The sequence below is a fragment of the Curtobacterium sp. PhB142 genome, assembly GCF_004341255.1.
Lineage (GTDB): Bacteria > Actinomycetota > Actinomycetes > Actinomycetales > Microbacteriaceae > Curtobacterium.
On record NZ_SLUT01000007.1, the window covers coordinates 87,427 to 102,139 of the forward strand.

Annotated in this window: 17 protein-coding genes; 5 read left to right on the plus strand and 12 right to left on the minus strand. The window is 72.5% G+C overall.

Annotated elements, in window-relative coordinates; translation table 11 throughout:
- Positions 1–172 precede the first annotated feature (172 nt).
- From EDF31_RS14605 to EDF31_RS14620, 4 genes are all read right to left on the minus strand, one after another.
- On the minus strand, positions 173–985 hold the full coding sequence (locus EDF31_RS14605) for a fructosamine kinase family protein (RefSeq protein ID WP_131846635.1): 813 nt from the start codon (positions 983–985) through the stop codon (positions 173–175).
- 45 nt (positions 986–1,030) lie between these two features.
- The gene (locus tag EDF31_RS14610; protein ID WP_132099842.1) at positions 1,031–1,597 is read right to left on the minus strand and encodes a PIN domain-containing protein; all 567 of its coding nucleotides are present in this window, start codon (positions 1,595–1,597) and stop codon (positions 1,031–1,033) included.
- A gap of 28 nt (positions 1,598–1,625) precedes the next feature.
- A complete protein-coding gene (locus EDF31_RS20410) occupies positions 1,626–2,060 on the minus strand; it encodes an excisionase family DNA-binding protein (RefSeq protein ID WP_243650073.1) in 435 nt (144 codons plus the stop codon).
- A gap of 74 nt (positions 2,061–2,134) precedes the next feature.
- Positions 2,135–2,983, minus strand: a complete 849-nt coding sequence (locus tag EDF31_RS14620) for a LysR family transcriptional regulator (RefSeq protein WP_131846637.1) — start codon at positions 2,981–2,983, stop codon at positions 2,135–2,137.
- A 71-nt stretch (positions 2,984–3,054) separates the two neighbouring features.
- Between EDF31_RS14620 and EDF31_RS14625 the strand changes: the two genes are divergently transcribed.
- Together EDF31_RS14625 and EDF31_RS14630 are read left to right on the plus strand one after the other, a co-directional pair.
- A complete protein-coding gene (locus tag EDF31_RS14625; protein ID WP_131846638.1) occupies positions 3,055–3,978 on the plus strand; it encodes a DMT family transporter in 924 nt (307 codons plus the stop codon).
- The gene (locus tag EDF31_RS14630) at positions 3,975–4,844 is read left to right on the plus strand and encodes a UbiA family prenyltransferase (protein WP_243650075.1); all 870 of its coding nucleotides are present in this window, start codon (positions 3,975–3,977) and stop codon (positions 4,842–4,844) included. Before EDF31_RS14625 ends, EDF31_RS14630 begins: the two co-directional genes overlap by 4 nt.
- Positions 4,845–4,874: 30 nt before the next feature.
- On the opposite strand, the gene EDF31_RS14635 is transcribed toward EDF31_RS14630, so the two are convergent.
- The 3 genes from EDF31_RS14635 to EDF31_RS14645 form a co-directional block, all read right to left on the minus strand.
- The gene (locus tag EDF31_RS14635) at positions 4,875–6,056 is read right to left on the minus strand and encodes an NAD(P)/FAD-dependent oxidoreductase (RefSeq protein WP_131846639.1); all 1,182 of its coding nucleotides are present in this window, start codon (positions 6,054–6,056) and stop codon (positions 4,875–4,877) included.
- Between the two features lie 93 nt (positions 6,057–6,149).
- Positions 6,150–7,283: an acyltransferase gene (locus EDF31_RS14640; protein WP_165901437.1), complete on the minus strand. Its 1,134-nt coding sequence runs from the start codon at positions 7,281–7,283 to the stop codon at positions 6,150–6,152.
- An 89-nt stretch (positions 7,284–7,372) separates the two neighbouring features.
- Positions 7,373–7,945 (minus strand): TetR/AcrR family transcriptional regulator, encoded by a 573-nt coding sequence (locus tag EDF31_RS14645; RefSeq protein WP_131846641.1) that lies wholly within the window; start codon positions 7,943–7,945, stop codon positions 7,373–7,375.
- A 109-nt stretch (positions 7,946–8,054) separates the two neighbouring features.
- On the opposite strand from EDF31_RS14645, the gene EDF31_RS14650 reads away from it, so the two are divergent.
- Positions 8,055–8,960: an SDR family oxidoreductase gene (locus EDF31_RS14650; RefSeq protein WP_131846642.1), complete on the plus strand. Its 906-nt coding sequence runs from the start codon at positions 8,055–8,057 to the stop codon at positions 8,958–8,960.
- Positions 8,961–9,068: 108 nt separating this feature from the next.
- Here EDF31_RS14650 and EDF31_RS14655 read toward each other — a convergent pair whose 3' ends face one another.
- From EDF31_RS14655 to EDF31_RS14665, 3 genes are all read right to left on the minus strand, one after another.
- Positions 9,069–10,403 carry an NAD(P)/FAD-dependent oxidoreductase gene (locus tag EDF31_RS14655; RefSeq protein ID WP_243650077.1) on the minus strand — a complete coding sequence of 445 codons (1,335 nt, stop codon included), beginning with the start codon at positions 10,401–10,403 and terminating at the stop codon, positions 9,069–9,071.
- A gap of 67 nt (positions 10,404–10,470) precedes the next feature.
- On the minus strand, positions 10,471–11,019 hold the full coding sequence (locus EDF31_RS14660; protein WP_131846644.1) for a dihydrofolate reductase family protein: 549 nt from the start codon (positions 11,017–11,019) through the stop codon (positions 10,471–10,473).
- A 19-nt stretch (positions 11,020–11,038) separates the two neighbouring features.
- Positions 11,039–11,545, minus strand: a complete 507-nt coding sequence (locus tag EDF31_RS14665) for a hypothetical protein (RefSeq protein WP_131846645.1) — start codon at positions 11,543–11,545, stop codon at positions 11,039–11,041.
- A gap of 83 nt (positions 11,546–11,628) precedes the next feature.
- On the opposite strand from EDF31_RS14665, the gene EDF31_RS14670 reads away from it, so the two are divergent.
- Both EDF31_RS14670 and EDF31_RS14675 read left to right on the plus strand, forming a co-directional pair.
- Positions 11,629–12,402, plus strand: a complete 774-nt coding sequence (locus EDF31_RS14670) for an alpha/beta fold hydrolase (protein WP_131846646.1) — start codon at positions 11,629–11,631, stop codon at positions 12,400–12,402.
- A complete protein-coding gene (locus EDF31_RS14675; protein WP_347812694.1) occupies positions 12,399–13,130 on the plus strand; it encodes an alpha/beta hydrolase in 732 nt (243 codons plus the stop codon). The genes EDF31_RS14670 and EDF31_RS14675 overlap by 4 nt, the downstream gene beginning before the upstream one ends.
- 133 nt (positions 13,131–13,263) lie before the next feature.
- On the opposite strand, the gene EDF31_RS14680 is transcribed toward EDF31_RS14675, so the two are convergent.
- A complete protein-coding gene (locus EDF31_RS14680) occupies positions 13,264–13,650 on the minus strand; it encodes a VOC family protein (RefSeq protein ID WP_131846647.1) in 387 nt (128 codons plus the stop codon).
- Positions 13,651–13,683: 33 nt separating this feature from the next.
- Positions 13,684–14,691, minus strand: coding sequence for a LacI family DNA-binding transcriptional regulator (locus tag EDF31_RS14685; protein ID WP_131846648.1), 1,008 nt, complete (start codon positions 14,689–14,691; stop codon positions 13,684–13,686).
- Positions 14,692–14,713: the final 22 nt, after the last annotated feature.

Here is a 14,713-nt window from a genome sequence, read left to right on the forward strand (position 1 = left end):
GCGGCGCACGGTGCGCTGTCGTCCGGCCCGTGCGGGATTGCCTGCTCGGTGCGCGGTTGTAGCGCTGCACGGAGCGGGCAACCTCGCACGGAGTGAGCGAGCCCGCACGGTGCGGCGCCGGTCCCCGGTCGAGCAACCTCGCACGGGCCGAGCGAGCCCGCACCGTGCGCGGTCAGGCGTACCGCTGCGCCGCGTGCAGGGCCGCCCCCGTGTAGGACCCGCCGAACAGGAACACGTGCAGCAGCAGCGGCGCGAGCTGGTGGAGCTCGACGCGCTCCTGCCAGCCGTCGGCGAGCCGCGACTCCCGGTCGTAGGCGGCGAGCACCGTCTCCAACCGAGGCAGCCCGAACAGTCCGAGCAGCGCCAGGTCGGTCTCGGCGTGCCCGCCGTGCGCGATCGGGTCGATGAGCACCGCGCCGGTCGGTTCGGACGCGTCCGTCGGCCAGAGCACGTTGCCGGCCCACAGGTCGCCGTGCAGTCGCGCAGGACGGTCCCCGACGAGTGCGGGCTGCGGCGACCCGAGCGTGCCGTCCTGCAACCGGTCGGCGACCCGGTCGAACACGGCCGCCTGGGCGTGGTCGAGCCCTCCGGCGTCGACGATTCTCCGGACGAAGTCGCGGATCCGGTACTCGGCGAAGAACGCGCCCCAGGTACTCGGTGCATGCGCTGCGTCGACGAACGGGGTGCGGGAGCGTCCCATCCGGAGCGCGGAACCCGTCGTCCAGCCGGCGGGCGGTGCGCCCCAGTGGTCGGCGCCGGCGGCGTGGGTGTGCGCGAGGGAGCGTCCGAAGCGCTCGGCCTGTGCGGCGGTGGGGGAGCCGTCAGTGATCAGCTCGAGGTCGAGCACGGTCGGGCTCGGCCGGTCCAGCACCCGCGCGATCCTGGTGCCGCCCGTGTCCTCGGCTTCGGCGAGCCAGACGAGGCCGGCGGCTTCGGCTGCCGCTTCGTCCGGGGTGGTGAAGGTCTTCACGTGCGTCTCGGCCATCGGTCCATCCTGCCGAGGGGTCCCCGTCGTCCGTTCAGCGCACGGTCATCCGGCGAGGAACCGCAGATGTCGTTCCACCCGCCCGGCGAACGTCGGACAATCGGCGTCACGGAGCGCCCCGGGCAGGCTCTTCCGTGCGCCGCGGGGACGGCTGGACCAGTACCGCGCCTGCTCGCGCACGACGTCGCGCACGATCCACGGCGCCGAGTCGTCGACCAGGCTGAAGAACTCGTCACAGCGGTACACCTCGTACATCGCTGCATCCGTCGCGCGGAGACCACGGTCCTGCGTGAGGAGGACGTGCGCCCCGCAGGCGATCGCGGCGGCGTGCACGTGCCGGTCGTCGGGATCGGTTCCGTGGTACTCGACCGTGGCGTCGAAGTCGTCGACGAGCTCGTCGATCGAGTCGAGGATCGCTGCTCGCAGCCGGGAGACGGCCGACCCGGGCCTGTCGGGGTGCAGTCGGCGGAGGGTGTGCGTGGTCTCGGCCAGTACGTCCTCGGTCGTGTGGAGCTGGAACATGCCGTCCGTGTGCAGTCGGAGCAGGCACGTCCAGTCTCGCAACGTCCGGCTGCAGAAGACGTTCGCATCGACGAAGACCCGCTGAAGCATCACATATCAAGCCTAGTGCGACCGGGTGTCAGTCGAAGGCCTCACCGGACTCGAGCAGTTCGCGAGCTGCCGCTGCGCGGGCGACCCGTCGTGTGTCTCGGGCTGCGAGGACGTCCGCGCGCCGGAGCCGGTGGTGGGTCCCGACGGTGTGTGCAGCGATCTCACCTCGGCCGATGGCCTTCATCAAGGTGGGCCGGGAGATCCCAATGACGTCGGCGGCGACGGTCGTCGTCATCTCGTCGGGGAGGATGCTCGTCGAGATGCCAGCCCCGTCGGCCATGCTGCGGACGAGGTTCGCGACGAAGCCCCCGAGTCGCTCCGGGAGCACGAGTTCCGTGCCGTCGTCGAGGTGGAGCTCGACGGTCGCGACCTGTCGATCGCCAGCGCGCTCGACGAGGTCGACGGCCTCGGCGCGAGCGACCTCGTCGACGCGGAGGGGTCGTCGTGTCGTCGTCTGGCGCATCGGGTCTCCGTCTCGCGTCCGTTGGTGGGCAACTGGCTTAACGGTACCGGGGTTGCACTTGCAAGTGCAACCTGTCAGACCGCGTCGACCAGCGCCCTCGCCAGCGGGTGCCACTCGCGCGACGACGGGCCGCTCAGCACCAGGGTCCGCTCGAGTCGCCGGGCCATCGGCACCATCACGAGGTCCGGCGGCAGCATCACCCGGCCGAGCGTCGGCACGATCGAGACGCCCTCGCCCCGTTCGATCATCCCGAACATGGTGCTCATCTCCCGCACGCGGTGGGCGTACCGGAAGGGGCGTCCGTCGAGCTCGTGCAGCTTCTGGATCTGGTACTCGCACCCGCCGCCGCCCGCGACCAGGCCGTCCTCGTGCAGGTCGTCGAGCGTGAGCGCGGGCAGCTCGGCGAGCGGGTGGTCGCGCCGGACGACCGCGGCCATCTCGTCCCGGGCGACGACGACGCCCCCGGCTGGCACCGGCGCGGGGTCGACGAGCACGGCTGCGTCCACGGTGCCGCTCTCGAGCCACTCGGGCATCTCGTCGTCGTCGCCCTCGTAGACCTGCACGTCGACGTCGGGCAACGTCACCGCCCACAGCTCGCGGAGCCGCGGCAGCAGGCCCTGGCAGACGGTGGGGACGGCCGCGAGTCGCACGGTGCCGCGCGCCGTGGCGGGCCGGACCACTGCCTCCAGGGCGTCGACCGAGGCGAGCACGCTGCGGGCGTGGGCGAGCAGGCGGTCGCCCAGGGGTGTCGGGACGGCGACCGCGCCGCGCCGGACGACCGGCCCGCCGACCTCGCGCTCGAGCCCGGCGACGGCGTGCGAGACGGCCGACTGGCCGACGCCGAGCACGGAGGCCGCAGACGTGAACGACCCGGCGTCGAGCGTGGCGACGAACGCACGGAGCTGGGGGACCGAGACGGCCATGCGTGCTCCTCATGTCGGCATGAACCCCATGCGTTTGCCGCATGGGCGTTGGTGGTTCGACACTAGGCCACATGAACGCCCTCCTCTACGGTCTCGTCGCCCTCACCTGGGGCTCGAGCTTCCTCTTCGCGAAGATCGGCCTCGACGGACTCGCACCGCAGCAGGTCGCCACCGTGCGGACCGTCCTGGGCGGCGTGACGCTCGTCGTCCTGTTGCTCGCGACCCGACGACGCTGGCCGCGGGAGCCCCGCGTGTGGGCGCACCTGGCGATCGTCGCGTTCTTCCTGAACGCCCTGCCGTCGTCGCTGATGGCGTGGGCCGAGCAGACCGTGCCGTCCGGGCTCGCGAGCATCTACAACGCGACGACCCCGATCATGACGCTGGCGGCGCTCGCGGTGCTCGTGCCCTCCGAACGGCTGCGGGGCCGGCAGGTGGCCGGGATCGTGGTCGGCATCGTCGGGGTGCTGGTGCTCGTCGGTCCCTGGGACCTGCTCGGCGACCCGGCCGTCCTGGCGAGCGTCCCGGGACAGGTCGCGTTGCTCGGCATGACCGCCTCCTACGGCATCGGCCTTGCCTACCTGCGGCGCGTGGCGGTGGGCAGCGCGTACGACCCGGTCACGATCGCGACGGTGCAGCTCACGCTGGCGTCCGGCATGCTCCTGCTGGTCGCGCCCGCCATCGCCACCGGCCCGGTACAGCTGGACGGGAGGATCGTGGCCGCGATGGTCGCGCTCGGTTGCGTCGGCACCGGGCTGGCCTACGCGTGGAACACGCGCCTGGTGCAGGCGTGGGGCGCCGGTCGGGCGTCGACGGTCACCTACCTGACGCCGGTGGTCGGCGTGGCGCTCGGCGTGCTCGTGCTCGGTGAGCGCGTGCGGTGGAACGAACCGGTCGGTGGACTGGTCGTGCTGCTCGGCATCGCGCTGGCCTCGGGGGTGCTCGGCCGCCGGAGTCTGCGTCGTCCGGTACGCCCCGCCCGTACGCTGGCCGGGTGACCTCCGGCCAGGACCCCCACGTGGTGCGACTGCTGTTCGCCTCGTCCCACCCCGGCCCGACGGTCACGGTCACGGTGCTCGCCGCCGTCATCGCCGCGGCCGTCGGACACCCGGTGTGGCTCGTGGTCCTGGTCGCGCTGACGGTGGTCGCCGGACAGCTGTCGATCGGCCTGGCGAACGACTGGATCGACGCCGACCGCGACAGTGCCGTCGGCCGGAGCGACAAACCCGTCGCCCGCGGACTCATCGCGGTGGAGACGGTCCGCACGGCGGCGTTCGTGACGGCCGGTGCCGCCGTGGTCCTCTCGCTGTTCCTCGGGCCCGTCGCCGCTGTCGCGCACCTGGTGCTCGTCGCCGCGGGGTGGGCCTACGATGCCGGGCTCAAGCGCACCGTGTGGTCGGTCGTGCCGTTCGTCGTCGCGTTCGGGCTGCTGCCCGTGGTCGCGGTGTCCGCCGGTCCCGAGCAGCTGTGGCCGGCGTGGTGGGCGATCGTCACCGGCGCGGTGTTCGGCGTCGCGATCCACTGCACGAACGTCCTGCCCGACCTGGTCGACGACGCTGCCACGGGGGTCCGCGGGTTCCCGCACCGCCTCGGGCTCCGGGGAGCCGGGATCGTCGCGTTCGGGTCGCTCGTCGTCGCGGCCGGTCTGGTGCTCGGCGGACAGGTGCTCGGTGACGACCCGGTCCGCGGTGTCGGGGTCGTGCTCGCCGTGGTCGGGGCGGTCGTCGTGCTGGTGCTCGCCGTGGTGGGGGTCCGGCTGGTGCTGGCGGGACGGGCGTCGCGGACCCTGTTCCGGCTCGTCATCGCGTCGTCCCTGGTGCTCGTCGTCGAGCTCGGGTTCGCCGGGGCGCGACTCGTCGCCTGACGCGAGCCGGCCGCGCGCCGACGCGAGCCGTCAAGCCCAGCGCATGGCGTAGAGCCGGGCTAGGCCGTGCGCGGTCGGCAGCGACAGGACCGTCCGGAGCAGCGCCTCCCGTCCGATGGTGGAGACGGCACCGAGCGGACGACCGAGCCCCATGTTCGCCTCGGCCTGCCGGGCCGCACGGCGGGCGGCTGCCTGGCGGCGGGCGGCGTAGCCGGGCCACGGTCCGGGCACGCCGGTCCGGACCGCACCGGCGAGCAACGGCGCGAGCTCGGCCGCGTCGAGCCAGCCGAGGTTCATGCCCTGCCCGCCGATCGGGCTGATCTCGTGGGCGGCGTCGCCGACGAGCACGACCCGGCCGACCCCGACGCGGTCGGCGACGCGGCGCCGCACCCGGAAGCCGCTGAGCATCGTGCACGAGGCCGGTTCCGGGACGACGCCCGTGCGTGCGGCGACGATCGCGGCCAGTCGTGCCGCCGTCTCCGGGTCGGGGGTCGCGCCGCTCGGGGCGAACGCCAGCGAGTCCGGCACCAGGGCGACGTACCGGCGCCGACCGTGCGGCAGGGGGAAGGACTCGACGACGCCTCCGGGGCCCACGTCCACCAGGGCCGCGGTCCGGGCGTCAGCGCCTTCGGGGTCGGCGAAGTCGCCCATAACGTAGCGGTCGGGGTAGTCACGTCCGGTGGTACCGATGCCGAGCAGGTCACGGACGACGCTCCGTGCGCCGTCTGCCCCGACGACGAACGCCGCCCGGACGGTGACCCGTGCGCCGTCCGGGCCGGTGCCGACCGCGTCGACGTGGTCACGGTGCCGGGACAGGGCGGTCACCGTCGTCCCGGTGCGCAGCGCTGCTCCGTCGGCAGCGGCGAGCAGGTCCCGCAGCAGGGACTCGGTGCGGTGCTGGTCGAGCGTCGCGACGTACGGGTGGGTGTCCGAGGCGCGGTCGAAGGTCAGCGTGCCGAGCGTCCGCCCGCGGCTCCGCGCGACGCCGGTGCGCACGACGGTGGCCTCGGCGAGCACCGGGACGTCGAGCCCGATCGCGGCGAAGGCGTCGAGGGACGGCGGGTGGATGCCGATGGCGCGCGACCCCTCGGGTGGACCGGGGCGACGCTCCCACACCTGCACGGCGATGCCCCGCGCAGCCAGCAGCGCGGCGAGGAAGAGGCCGACGGGACCACCGCCGACGACGAGGACGTCGGTGCGCTCCGTGGTCACGGGCCGAGCCTACGGTCGGGCGGTCGAGCCGCGCACAGCTGCACTGCTCGTGCGCAGCCGGCGACGGAGCCGCTCCACGGGGACCTCGACCGCCTAGGCGGCACCGATCGACACGAGCAGCACGATGCCGACCAGCCCGACCGTGCCCCACGCGCCGATCGCGAACGTGCCGAGCAGCGCGATGACGAGCGGGTGCCACAGGTAGGCCGAGTACGACACCCGTCGTCCGAACCACGCCACCGGGGTCCAGCTCAGCGCCGTGGCGACGGGCGAGCGCACCGACACCAGGCCACCGATGAGCATCGCCGAGATCACCCCGGTGACCGGCAGGACGACACCGAAGGTCCAGGCGTGCTGCGTCCAGTCGTCGTCGATCCAGAGCAGCACACCCACCAGGAGACCGAGGCCGGTCCAGGTCGCGACGTGTCCGGCGACCCCGGCTGCCCGGACGCGCACCCGTTCGTCGTCGAGCAGCAGCGCGAGCGCGCACCCGAGCGCGAGCGGTACGACGCCGAGCACCGGCGAGAAGTACACGTCGGGGGTGGCGCCGCCGCTCGGGGACCGGTAGCTCGCCCACGACGCCGCTGACGCCCCGACCACCAGGACGCCGAGGCCCGTCAGCAGCCAGCGCCGTCGAGCCCGCAGGGCCGCGAGCAGCACGAGCACGGGTGGCCAGACCAGGTAGAACTGCTCCTCCATCGACAGGCTCCACGTGTGCGCGAACACGCCCTGCGTGGTGTCCCAGAACGCGCGGAAGAGGTTGCCGGTGTAGGTCAGGGCGATGACCCCGGCCTCGCCCGCCGAGAACGACGCGCCCTTGTAGTCACCGACCCAGTTCCACAGCAGCAGGCCCACCGCGACGAACACGAGCAGCGCGGGGTAGAGCCGGAGCAGGCGCTTGAGCCAGAACGACCCCAGCCGGACACGACCGGTGCGTCGGCGTTCACCGAGCAGCAGCGTGGTGATCAGGAAGCCGGACAGCACGAAGAACACCGTCACGCCGATGAAGCCGCCCTCGAACTGCGGGACGTGCAGGTGGTACAGGACGACGGCGAGGATCGCGATGGTCCGGAGTCCGTCGAGGGCCGGTGCACGGTGGGTGAGCGGGAGCGGGGGCGGGGGCGTCCGGCCCGTCGGGTCGCCGTCGGCCCGGCCCCGCGCGGTCGTCGCGTGGCCGGGCGCGGTCGTCGCGCGGACCAGCTCGGGCGACAGCACGTCGGACGTCACGGGCACCTCCAGCGCGATCGGGCGGCCACGACAGCGGGACGCGTCGTGACCGGATCGTCACATGATGCGCGCGGCAGGTAAGAGCCGACTCAACGCCCGGGGTGCACCAGCGTCGCCAGGGCGTCGAGTCGTTCGTGCACGATCGCAGCGAACGGGCGGTCCTCATCCGGAGCGATCCACTGGGCGAAGGACAGGTGGAACACCGTCACGGCGGTCTCGGCGGCCATCGTCGCCGCCGGTTCGGGGACGCCGCGCTCGCGCATGACCTCGCCCAGGCGTGCCTTCAGGGTGGCGAGCTTGCCGAGCTCCCGTTCGCCGAGCGCTGCGTTCGCGTCGATGATCGTCTGCCGGGCCCGCGACCACGACCGGCGGTCCTCGGGGAAGAACCCGGCGGCGGCGTCGAGGGCGCGTCCGACCAGGTCGAAGGGCGCCGCGTCGGCCGGGGCGGCCGTGATCGGGTCGACGAACATCGCGAGGAAGTCGTCCTGGCCGGCGAACAGGACCTCGCGCTTGTCGGCGAAGTGCCGGAAGAAGGTGCGCTCGGTGACCTGGGCCTCGGCGGCGATCCGCGCGACCGTGGTGCAGTCGTAGCCCTCGGAGGCGAAGAGCTGCAGCGCGACCGCCTGCAGTCGATCACGCGTTCCGGGTTGCCATCGGGCCATGCGCAGAGTCTACTGATCAGGACACCTTGATGACAGCGGCTGACATCGAGTGTTACGGTGATGTCAGTTCATGACATCAGCGCCGTGGACACCTGTGAAAGGACCACTCATGCACGTGTTCGTCACCGGGGCCTCCGGCTGGATCGGCTCCCACACCGTCGACGACCTGCTCGCCGCCGGACACACCGTCACCGGACTCGCCCGGTCCGACGCCTCGGCCGCAGCACTCGAGGCGAAGGGCGTCGACGTCGTCCGGGGCGACCTCGACGACCTGGACGCCATCCGCCGCGGCGCTTCCGAGGCCGAGGGCGTGCTGCACCTCGCCAACAAGCACGACTGGGCGAACGCCGCCGCCACCAATGCCAGCGAGCGGGCCGCCGTCGAGACCATCGGTGCAGCGCTCGTCGGCACCGACCGCCCGTTCGTCCTCGCGTCGGGCGTCGCCGGGCTCGCCCAAGGCCGCCCCTCGAACGAGACCGACGCCAACCCGTTCGTCGGGCCGGACAGCATGCGTGGCGGCAGCGAGAACCGCGGCTTCGACTTCGTCGACCAGGGGGTGCGCACGATCGCGGCCCGGTTCAGCCCCACCACGCACGGCACCGGTGACCACGGCTTCATCGCCGCGATCGTCGGCGCCGCCCAGCAGCGCGGCGTCTCGGGCTACGTCGGCGACGGCACCAACAGCTGGTCCGCCGTGCACGTCACCGACGCCGCCCGGCTCGTCCGCCTCGGTCTGGAACAGGCCCCCGCCGGCACGCGGCTGCACGCCGTCGCCGAGACCGCGATCCCGACCCGGGCGATCGCCGAGGCCATCGGCGAGGTCCTCGCGCTGCCGGTGACCTCGATCGACCCGGCGGACGCGGACGCGCACTTCGGGTTCATCGGGCGGTTCTTCGGCATGGAGATGTCCGCCACGTCCGAGGCCACCCGCGAGCTCCTCGGATGGGAGCCGACCGGCCCCGGCCTGCTCGAGGACATCGCCGCTGGCGCCTACTCCGGCGTGCGGGTCGCGTAGGCGGCTCGGAGCACCCGCGGATGGTGAGCAGAAATGGTCGGGTTCCGTCTCCGGACCCGACCATTCCTGCTCACGAAGCGAGCGTTGCGAACGCCGCTAACACCCGCGCTACTCGGACTTCTGCATCTGCCACGGCTCCGGCTCGCGGTCGCCGTTCGGGCGCACGGGCCGGACGTCGCCGACGATCGGGATCGCACGCTTCCGCATGAACCACAGGTAGCGGACGAAGAAGTGCGACAGCGTCGACAGCCGGTTGCCGTTGCCGAGCAGCGACGCAATGTGCACCGCCACCCACGCCAGCCACGCGACGGGGCCGACGAGCGTGATGCCACCCCGCAGCTGCGCGACCGCGGCGTTCGTGCCGATGGTCGCCATCGTGCCCTTGTCGAAGTACTTGAAGTGCTCGGTGGGCTTGCCCTCGAGCAGACGCTTGATCTGCTTCGCGACGTGCCGTCCACCCTGCAGCGCCGGCTGGGCCAGCTGGGCGAGGGCATCGGACTGCGCCGCGATGTCCCCGGCCGAGAAGATCCGCTCGGCGCCGTTGACGCGCAGGTCGTCGCCGACCTGGATGCGTCCGCCGCTGGTCTGCGGCAGGCCCCAGCCCGACACCTCCTTGTGGGCGGCGACGCCGGTGGCCCAGATGACCTGCGAGGCGGGGATGAACTCGCCGTCGGCCGTCATCACGCCGTCGGTCTTGACCTCGGAGACGCCGGTGTTCAGCCGGAGGACGACGCCGCGCTTCCGCAGGACCTTGGCCGCGTACCGGCGCAGGCGCGGGGCGAACGGTTTGAGCAGCTCGCCACTGCGGTGCACGAGGGTGATCGTGATGGCACCCTTGTCCAGCTCGGGGTACGCCCCCTCGAGTGCCTGGTCGCGGAGCTCCGCGAGTGCGCCGGCCATCTCGACGCCGGTCGCGCCGCCGCCGACGATGACGATCTTGATCTCGTCGGGGCCCTGGTTCGCGGCGGCTTCTTCCAGCCGGGTGAACAGCTCGTCGCGGATCCGCAGGGCCTGCGAGCGGGAGTACATCGAGTACGCGTACTCGTAGGCGCCCGGGGTGCCGAAGTAGCTCGTGTTCACACCGTTCGCGAGCACCAGGTAGTCGTAGTGCAGGTGCTCGCCGTCGGACATCTCGGCGATGCGTTCGTCGGTCCGGATGCCGGTGAGCAGGCCGTGCCGGAACTCGGCGTTGTGCTGCTTGGCGCGCAGGCTGCGGAGGAAGTACGTCACGTCGCCGGCGTTCAGTCCGCCCGTCGCCACCTGGTACATGAGGGGCTGGAACATGTTGTAGACGTGCCGGTCGACGAGCGTCACCCGGACGGGAGCGTCCGCCAGCTCGCGCATGGCAGCGACACCGGCGAATCCACCGCCGACGATGACGACGTGCGGGCGGGTGTCCTGGGGCATGCTGATCCGGCTTTCTTCGGTTCGTGAGGTGGTCACCCACGAGGGTACGCGCGCTGTGGACCGCTCCCGTCCACTGCCGACCGGGAGGCCCGGGTCGGCTCCGTCAGGCGTCGAGCCGTGTGTAGGTGCTCACGACGTTCCCCTTGCTCGTCACGGTGCTGTCGACCAGCCGCAGGCGCGTGGCCGGGTCGGTCGGCTCGAACAGCTTCCGGCCGGAGCCGGCGATCGCCGGGTGCACCATCAGCTGGAGCTCGTCCAGGAGCCCCGCGAACAGCAGGTGCCGGACGACGCTCACGCTGCCGCACACCGCGATGTCGGCGCCGTCGCGTTCCTTGAGCTCGCGGACGAAGGTGTCGAGGTCGCCCGGGATCCTGGTGGTGTTCTGCCACGTCAGGTCGTCGCCGAGCGTCGTGGAGGCCACGTACTTCTCGATCGGGTTGATCCACTGCCCGAAGCCGTCGTCGGGGTGTGCCGGCCACCACTCGGACCACTCGAGGTAGCTGTTCCTGCCGAGCAGGACGGTGTCGGTGCGGGCCATGAACGCGCCCATCCCGGCCCCGAGCTCGTCGTCGAAGCTGTCGTACTGGAACTCGTACGGGTCCTGCACGACGCCGTCGACCGACGTGAACAGCCCTGCGGTGACCTTGCGCATGGCCGGAGCGTACTGCGGATCAGCTGCCGGTGCCGGTGCCGGTGCCGCTGTCGCTGCTGCTGCCGTCCGTGCCGCTGCCGGATCCGTACCCGGGGAGCTGCCCGGTGCCGTTGCCCGGGAACTGGTTCGTGCCGCCGTTGGTCCCGCCGTTCGTGCCGGGCACCTGCGTCGTCGACTGGGACTGGTCCCCACCGATCGCATGCCCGATGGCGAAGCCGATGCCGCCCCCGACGAGCAGTGCTGCGAGTCCGACGATCGCAGCCAGGACGGGCCAGAACCACGGCGGCTTCGGTGTGCTCTTCCGGCTCGTCGGGGCCGAGGCGCCGTACCACGGGGTGGCGCCGTTCGGGTCGCCGGCGTTCCAGGATCCGGCGTCGGAGCGGTAGGGCTGCTGGGCGTACTGGTTCGGTGCGGGTGCGTCGAGGGTCGGCGTCGGGGCCGAACCCCAGCCGGCCGGTGCCGCTGCCGAGGGCGTGCGGGCGGCGTTGCCCGGCTCGTGGCCGTTCGTGGGAGTCGTGTCGCTCATGGAAGGCAGTGCACACCGCGCCCCTATGTGCGGCCGATGACGACGCTGATCCGGCGCTGCGAACCGCCGCGTAGCCTCGGTTCGTGCGCGCCAAGGTGGAGACGATCCGGATCGAGGGCTTGCCGGTGCGCCTGCACACCGCGGCACCCGCCGGTCGGCTGCGCAGCGACCTCGCCCCCACGGTCGTGCTGGTCCACGGCATCGGGATGTCCCATCGCTCGTTCGCCCGGTCGCAGCGTGCGCTCGCCACGACCCACCGCACCGTCAGTGTCGACCTGCCCGGCTTCGGTGGGCTGCCCGGTGCCGGCCGGACCCTGTCGATCGGCGAACTCGGCGACCTGGTCGTCCGGGCCGTCCGTTCGCGGGGTGCCGACGACCTCGTGCTCGTCGGGCAGTCGATGGGTGCGCAGGTCGTGACGGAGGCAGCCCGGCAGCACCCCGGGTCCGTCGGCTCCGTCGTCCTGGTCAGCCCGGTGATCCCGGTGGAACGCCGGTCCCTGCCGCTGGTGGCGTCCGACCTGTTCCGCGACGGAGCGGGTGAGGGGTTCCGGATGAACGGCGTGCTCGTCACCGACTACCTGCGGAGCGTCCGGCAGTACGTCCGTGAGCTGCGCCCGATGCTCCGGTACCGGCTGGAGGACACGATCGCCGAGGTGCGCCGACCCGTCCTCGTCGTCCGGGGCACCGAGGATCCGATCGTGCGCCGCGACTGGGCCGTCCGCGTCGCCGCGAACGCTCCGCGAGGATCGTTCGTCGAACTCCCTGGGCCGCACCACGCGCAGGAGCGGCACCCCGTCGCGTTCGCCCGACTCGTCGGCGAGTTCCGACGCTCGCACGCGTCGGAGGGCATCCGATGACCGAGCCGACCACCTCGGCGACGGGATCGGCGCGCACGGGCCGACCCGTGCCTCCCGGCATCCCGCCGGTGCGACGCGCGAGGTGGGCCGCACTCGACTGGTGGTACGCGATCTCGTGGCAGGTGCGGAGCCTCGGGCCCACCACCGCTGACGACTACCGGACCGGCGACGGCCAGCCCGTCGTCGTGATCCCCGGCGTCTACGAGACCTGGCACTTCATGCGGCCGCTCATGGACGCCCTGCACGACCGCGGGCACCCGGTGCACGTGCTGCCGGTGCTGCGGCACAACCTGCGGCCGGTGCCGGACTCGGCGCGCGACGTGTTCGCGTACCTCGAGGAGCACGACCTGCGGAACGTGCTCGTGCTCGCGCACAGCAAGGGCGGGCTCATCGGGAAGTACGCGATGACCCAGCTCGACGACCACGGCCGCATCGACCGCATGGTCGCCGTTTCGACGCCGTTCGCCGGGTCGGGCTACGCGCGACTGGCTCCGGTACGGCACCTGCGGGTGTTCCGGGCGGCCGACCCCGTGCTGGCCGGACTGGCGCGGGAGCTCGACGCGAACGCCCGCATCACCTCGGTCTACGGGGTGTTCGACACGCTCATCCCCGAGGGCAGTGAACTGTCCGGGGCGACGAACGTGCGGCTGCCGGTGGGCGGGCACTTCCGGATACTCGGTGACGCCCGCACGCGCGCCGCGGTGCTGGCAGCCGCCGACCCGGCCTGAGCGCGGCTCCCCGTCTCGTCTCGTCCCCGAGGTTCCGAAATCTCGGCATGTCGGCGCTCGGATCGCCGCAGTTCGGAACCTCGGCGGCGATCACCCGGCATGTTGTGGAACCTCGGGGCGCGGCCGGCCTGCCTCAGGCCCCGGGCAGGAACAGGCAGAACGGGTGCCCGTCGGGGTCGAGCAGCACCCGGACGTCGTCCTGCGGTTGGAACGCGGCCTGTGTGGCACCGAGCTCCTCGGCGCGGGCGACGGCTGACGTCATGTCCTCCACCTGGAAGTCGAGGTGCAGCTGCATGCCGGGGGCATCGGCGGTACCGGGCCAGGTCGGCGCGACGTACTCGGGCTCGTACTGCACGGACAGACCGGGGCCCTCGGCGGGGCGGATGCGTGCCCAGGTCGGGTCGTCCTCGTACACGGTCCACCCGGTCAGGGCGCCGTAGAACCGGGCGAGGGCGGTCGGCTCTGGGGACTGCAGGACGGTCGCGGCGAGCGTCGGAATCGAGGCGTCTTCGCTGGTCATGCCGCGGAGCGTACGCCGATCAGCCATCAGCGATCAGCGATCGGCGACGCTCGCGCGCTCGACGATGCGGTGCGGCACCACCACGGTCTCGGGTGGCAGGCTCCGGTCCTCGATCCGTCGGGTCAGCAGGTCGAGCGCTGCCGTCGCGAACGCCCGCCGGTCGAACGACACCGTGCTGAGCGCGGGGATCGCGTACGCCGCACCGTCGATGTCGTCGAACCCGATGACGCTGACGTCTTCAGGGACGCTGACGCCTCGTGCGGCCAGGACGTGCAGCACGCCGAAGGCGATCGAGTCCGTGAACGCGAACACGGCGTCGGGCAGGGGGTGCTCGTCGAGCCAGGCCGCGAACGCCGTCGCTGCCGAGCTCGTCGTCCAGGACGGCAGCGGCACCCGCAGTGCGGGGTCCGGTTCGATCCCGGCGGTGGCGAGTGCGGCGAGGTACCCGCGCTCCCGCAGCTCGCTGGTGGCGGTGGGCTCGGACGCCCGGGCGGCACCGACGACCGCGATCCGGCGGTGGCCCCGGGACACCAGGTAGGCGGTGACCTGCTCGGCGGCGGCCCGGCTGTCGACGTGCACCTGGTCGACGTGCTCGGGTTCGACCTCGCCGATCACGACGGTCGGCGGCAGCCCCTCGGTCGAGGCCAGGACGCTCGCGCTGAGCGACACCGGGTTGAGCACGAGGCCGTCGACGAGGTGGGCGCGGGCTCGTGAGACGAGTTCGCGCTCGCGGGCCGGGTCGTTGCCGGTCTGGTCGAGCTGGACGACCCATCCGCGCTCGCGGGCGAGTTCGACGAACCACTGCGCGAGTTCGGCGGAGTAGGCGCTGCCCATCTCGGGAAGGGTCAGGGCGATCGCACCGGAGCGGCCGTTCCGCAGCCCGCGGGCGGACAGGTTCGGCACGTAGTCGAGTTCGGCGACGGCCCGCTCGACGCGCTCGCGGGTCTCCGGGCGCACCACCACGCCGCCGTTGATGACGTTGGAGACGGTCTTCGGCGACACCCCGGCGAGGGTGGCCACGTCCCGCACGGTTGCGCGCATCGGGACGAGCGTAGCGCGGCCG

Excerpts from the sequence above, each read along its gene's own strand:
- EDF31_RS14610 (WP_132099842.1), bottom strand. The coding sequence starts at position 1,597 with ATGCTTCAGCGGGTCTTCGTCGATGCGAACGTCTTCTGCAGCCGGACG.
- EDF31_RS14620 (WP_131846637.1), bottom strand. The coding sequence starts at position 2,983 with ATGGCCGTCTCGGTCCCCCAGCTCCGTGCGTTCGTCGCCACGCTCGAC.
- EDF31_RS14685 (WP_131846648.1), bottom strand. The coding sequence starts at position 14,691 with ATGCGCGCAACCGTGCGGGACGTGGCCACCCTCGCCGGGGTGTCGCCG.
- EDF31_RS14665 (WP_131846645.1), bottom strand. The coding sequence starts at position 11,545 with ATGAGCGACACGACTCCCACGAACGGCCACGAGCCGGGCAACGCCGCC.
- EDF31_RS14645 (WP_131846641.1), bottom strand. The coding sequence starts at position 7,945 with ATGGCCCGATGGCAACCCGGAACGCGTGATCGACTGCAGGCGGTCGCG.
- EDF31_RS14650 (WP_131846642.1), top strand. The coding sequence starts at position 8,055 with ATGCACGTGTTCGTCACCGGGGCCTCCGGCTGGATCGGCTCCCACACC.
- EDF31_RS14680 (WP_131846647.1), bottom strand. The coding sequence starts at position 13,650 with ATGACCAGCGAAGACGCCTCGATTCCGACGCTCGCCGCGACCGTCCTG.
- EDF31_RS14675 (WP_347812694.1), top strand. The coding sequence starts at position 12,399 with ATGACCGAGCCGACCACCTCGGCGACGGGATCGGCGCGCACGGGCCGA.
- EDF31_RS14660 (WP_131846644.1), bottom strand. The coding sequence starts at position 11,019 with ATGCGCAAGGTCACCGCAGGGCTGTTCACGTCGGTCGACGGCGTCGTG.
- EDF31_RS20410 (WP_243650073.1), bottom strand. The coding sequence starts at position 2,060 with ATGCGCCAGACGACGACACGACGACCCCTCCGCGTCGACGAGGTCGCT.
- EDF31_RS14605 (WP_131846635.1), bottom strand. The coding sequence starts at position 985 with ATGGCCGAGACGCACGTGAAGACCTTCACCACCCCGGACGAAGCGGCA.
- EDF31_RS14625 (WP_131846638.1), top strand. The coding sequence starts at position 3,055 with ATGAACGCCCTCCTCTACGGTCTCGTCGCCCTCACCTGGGGCTCGAGC.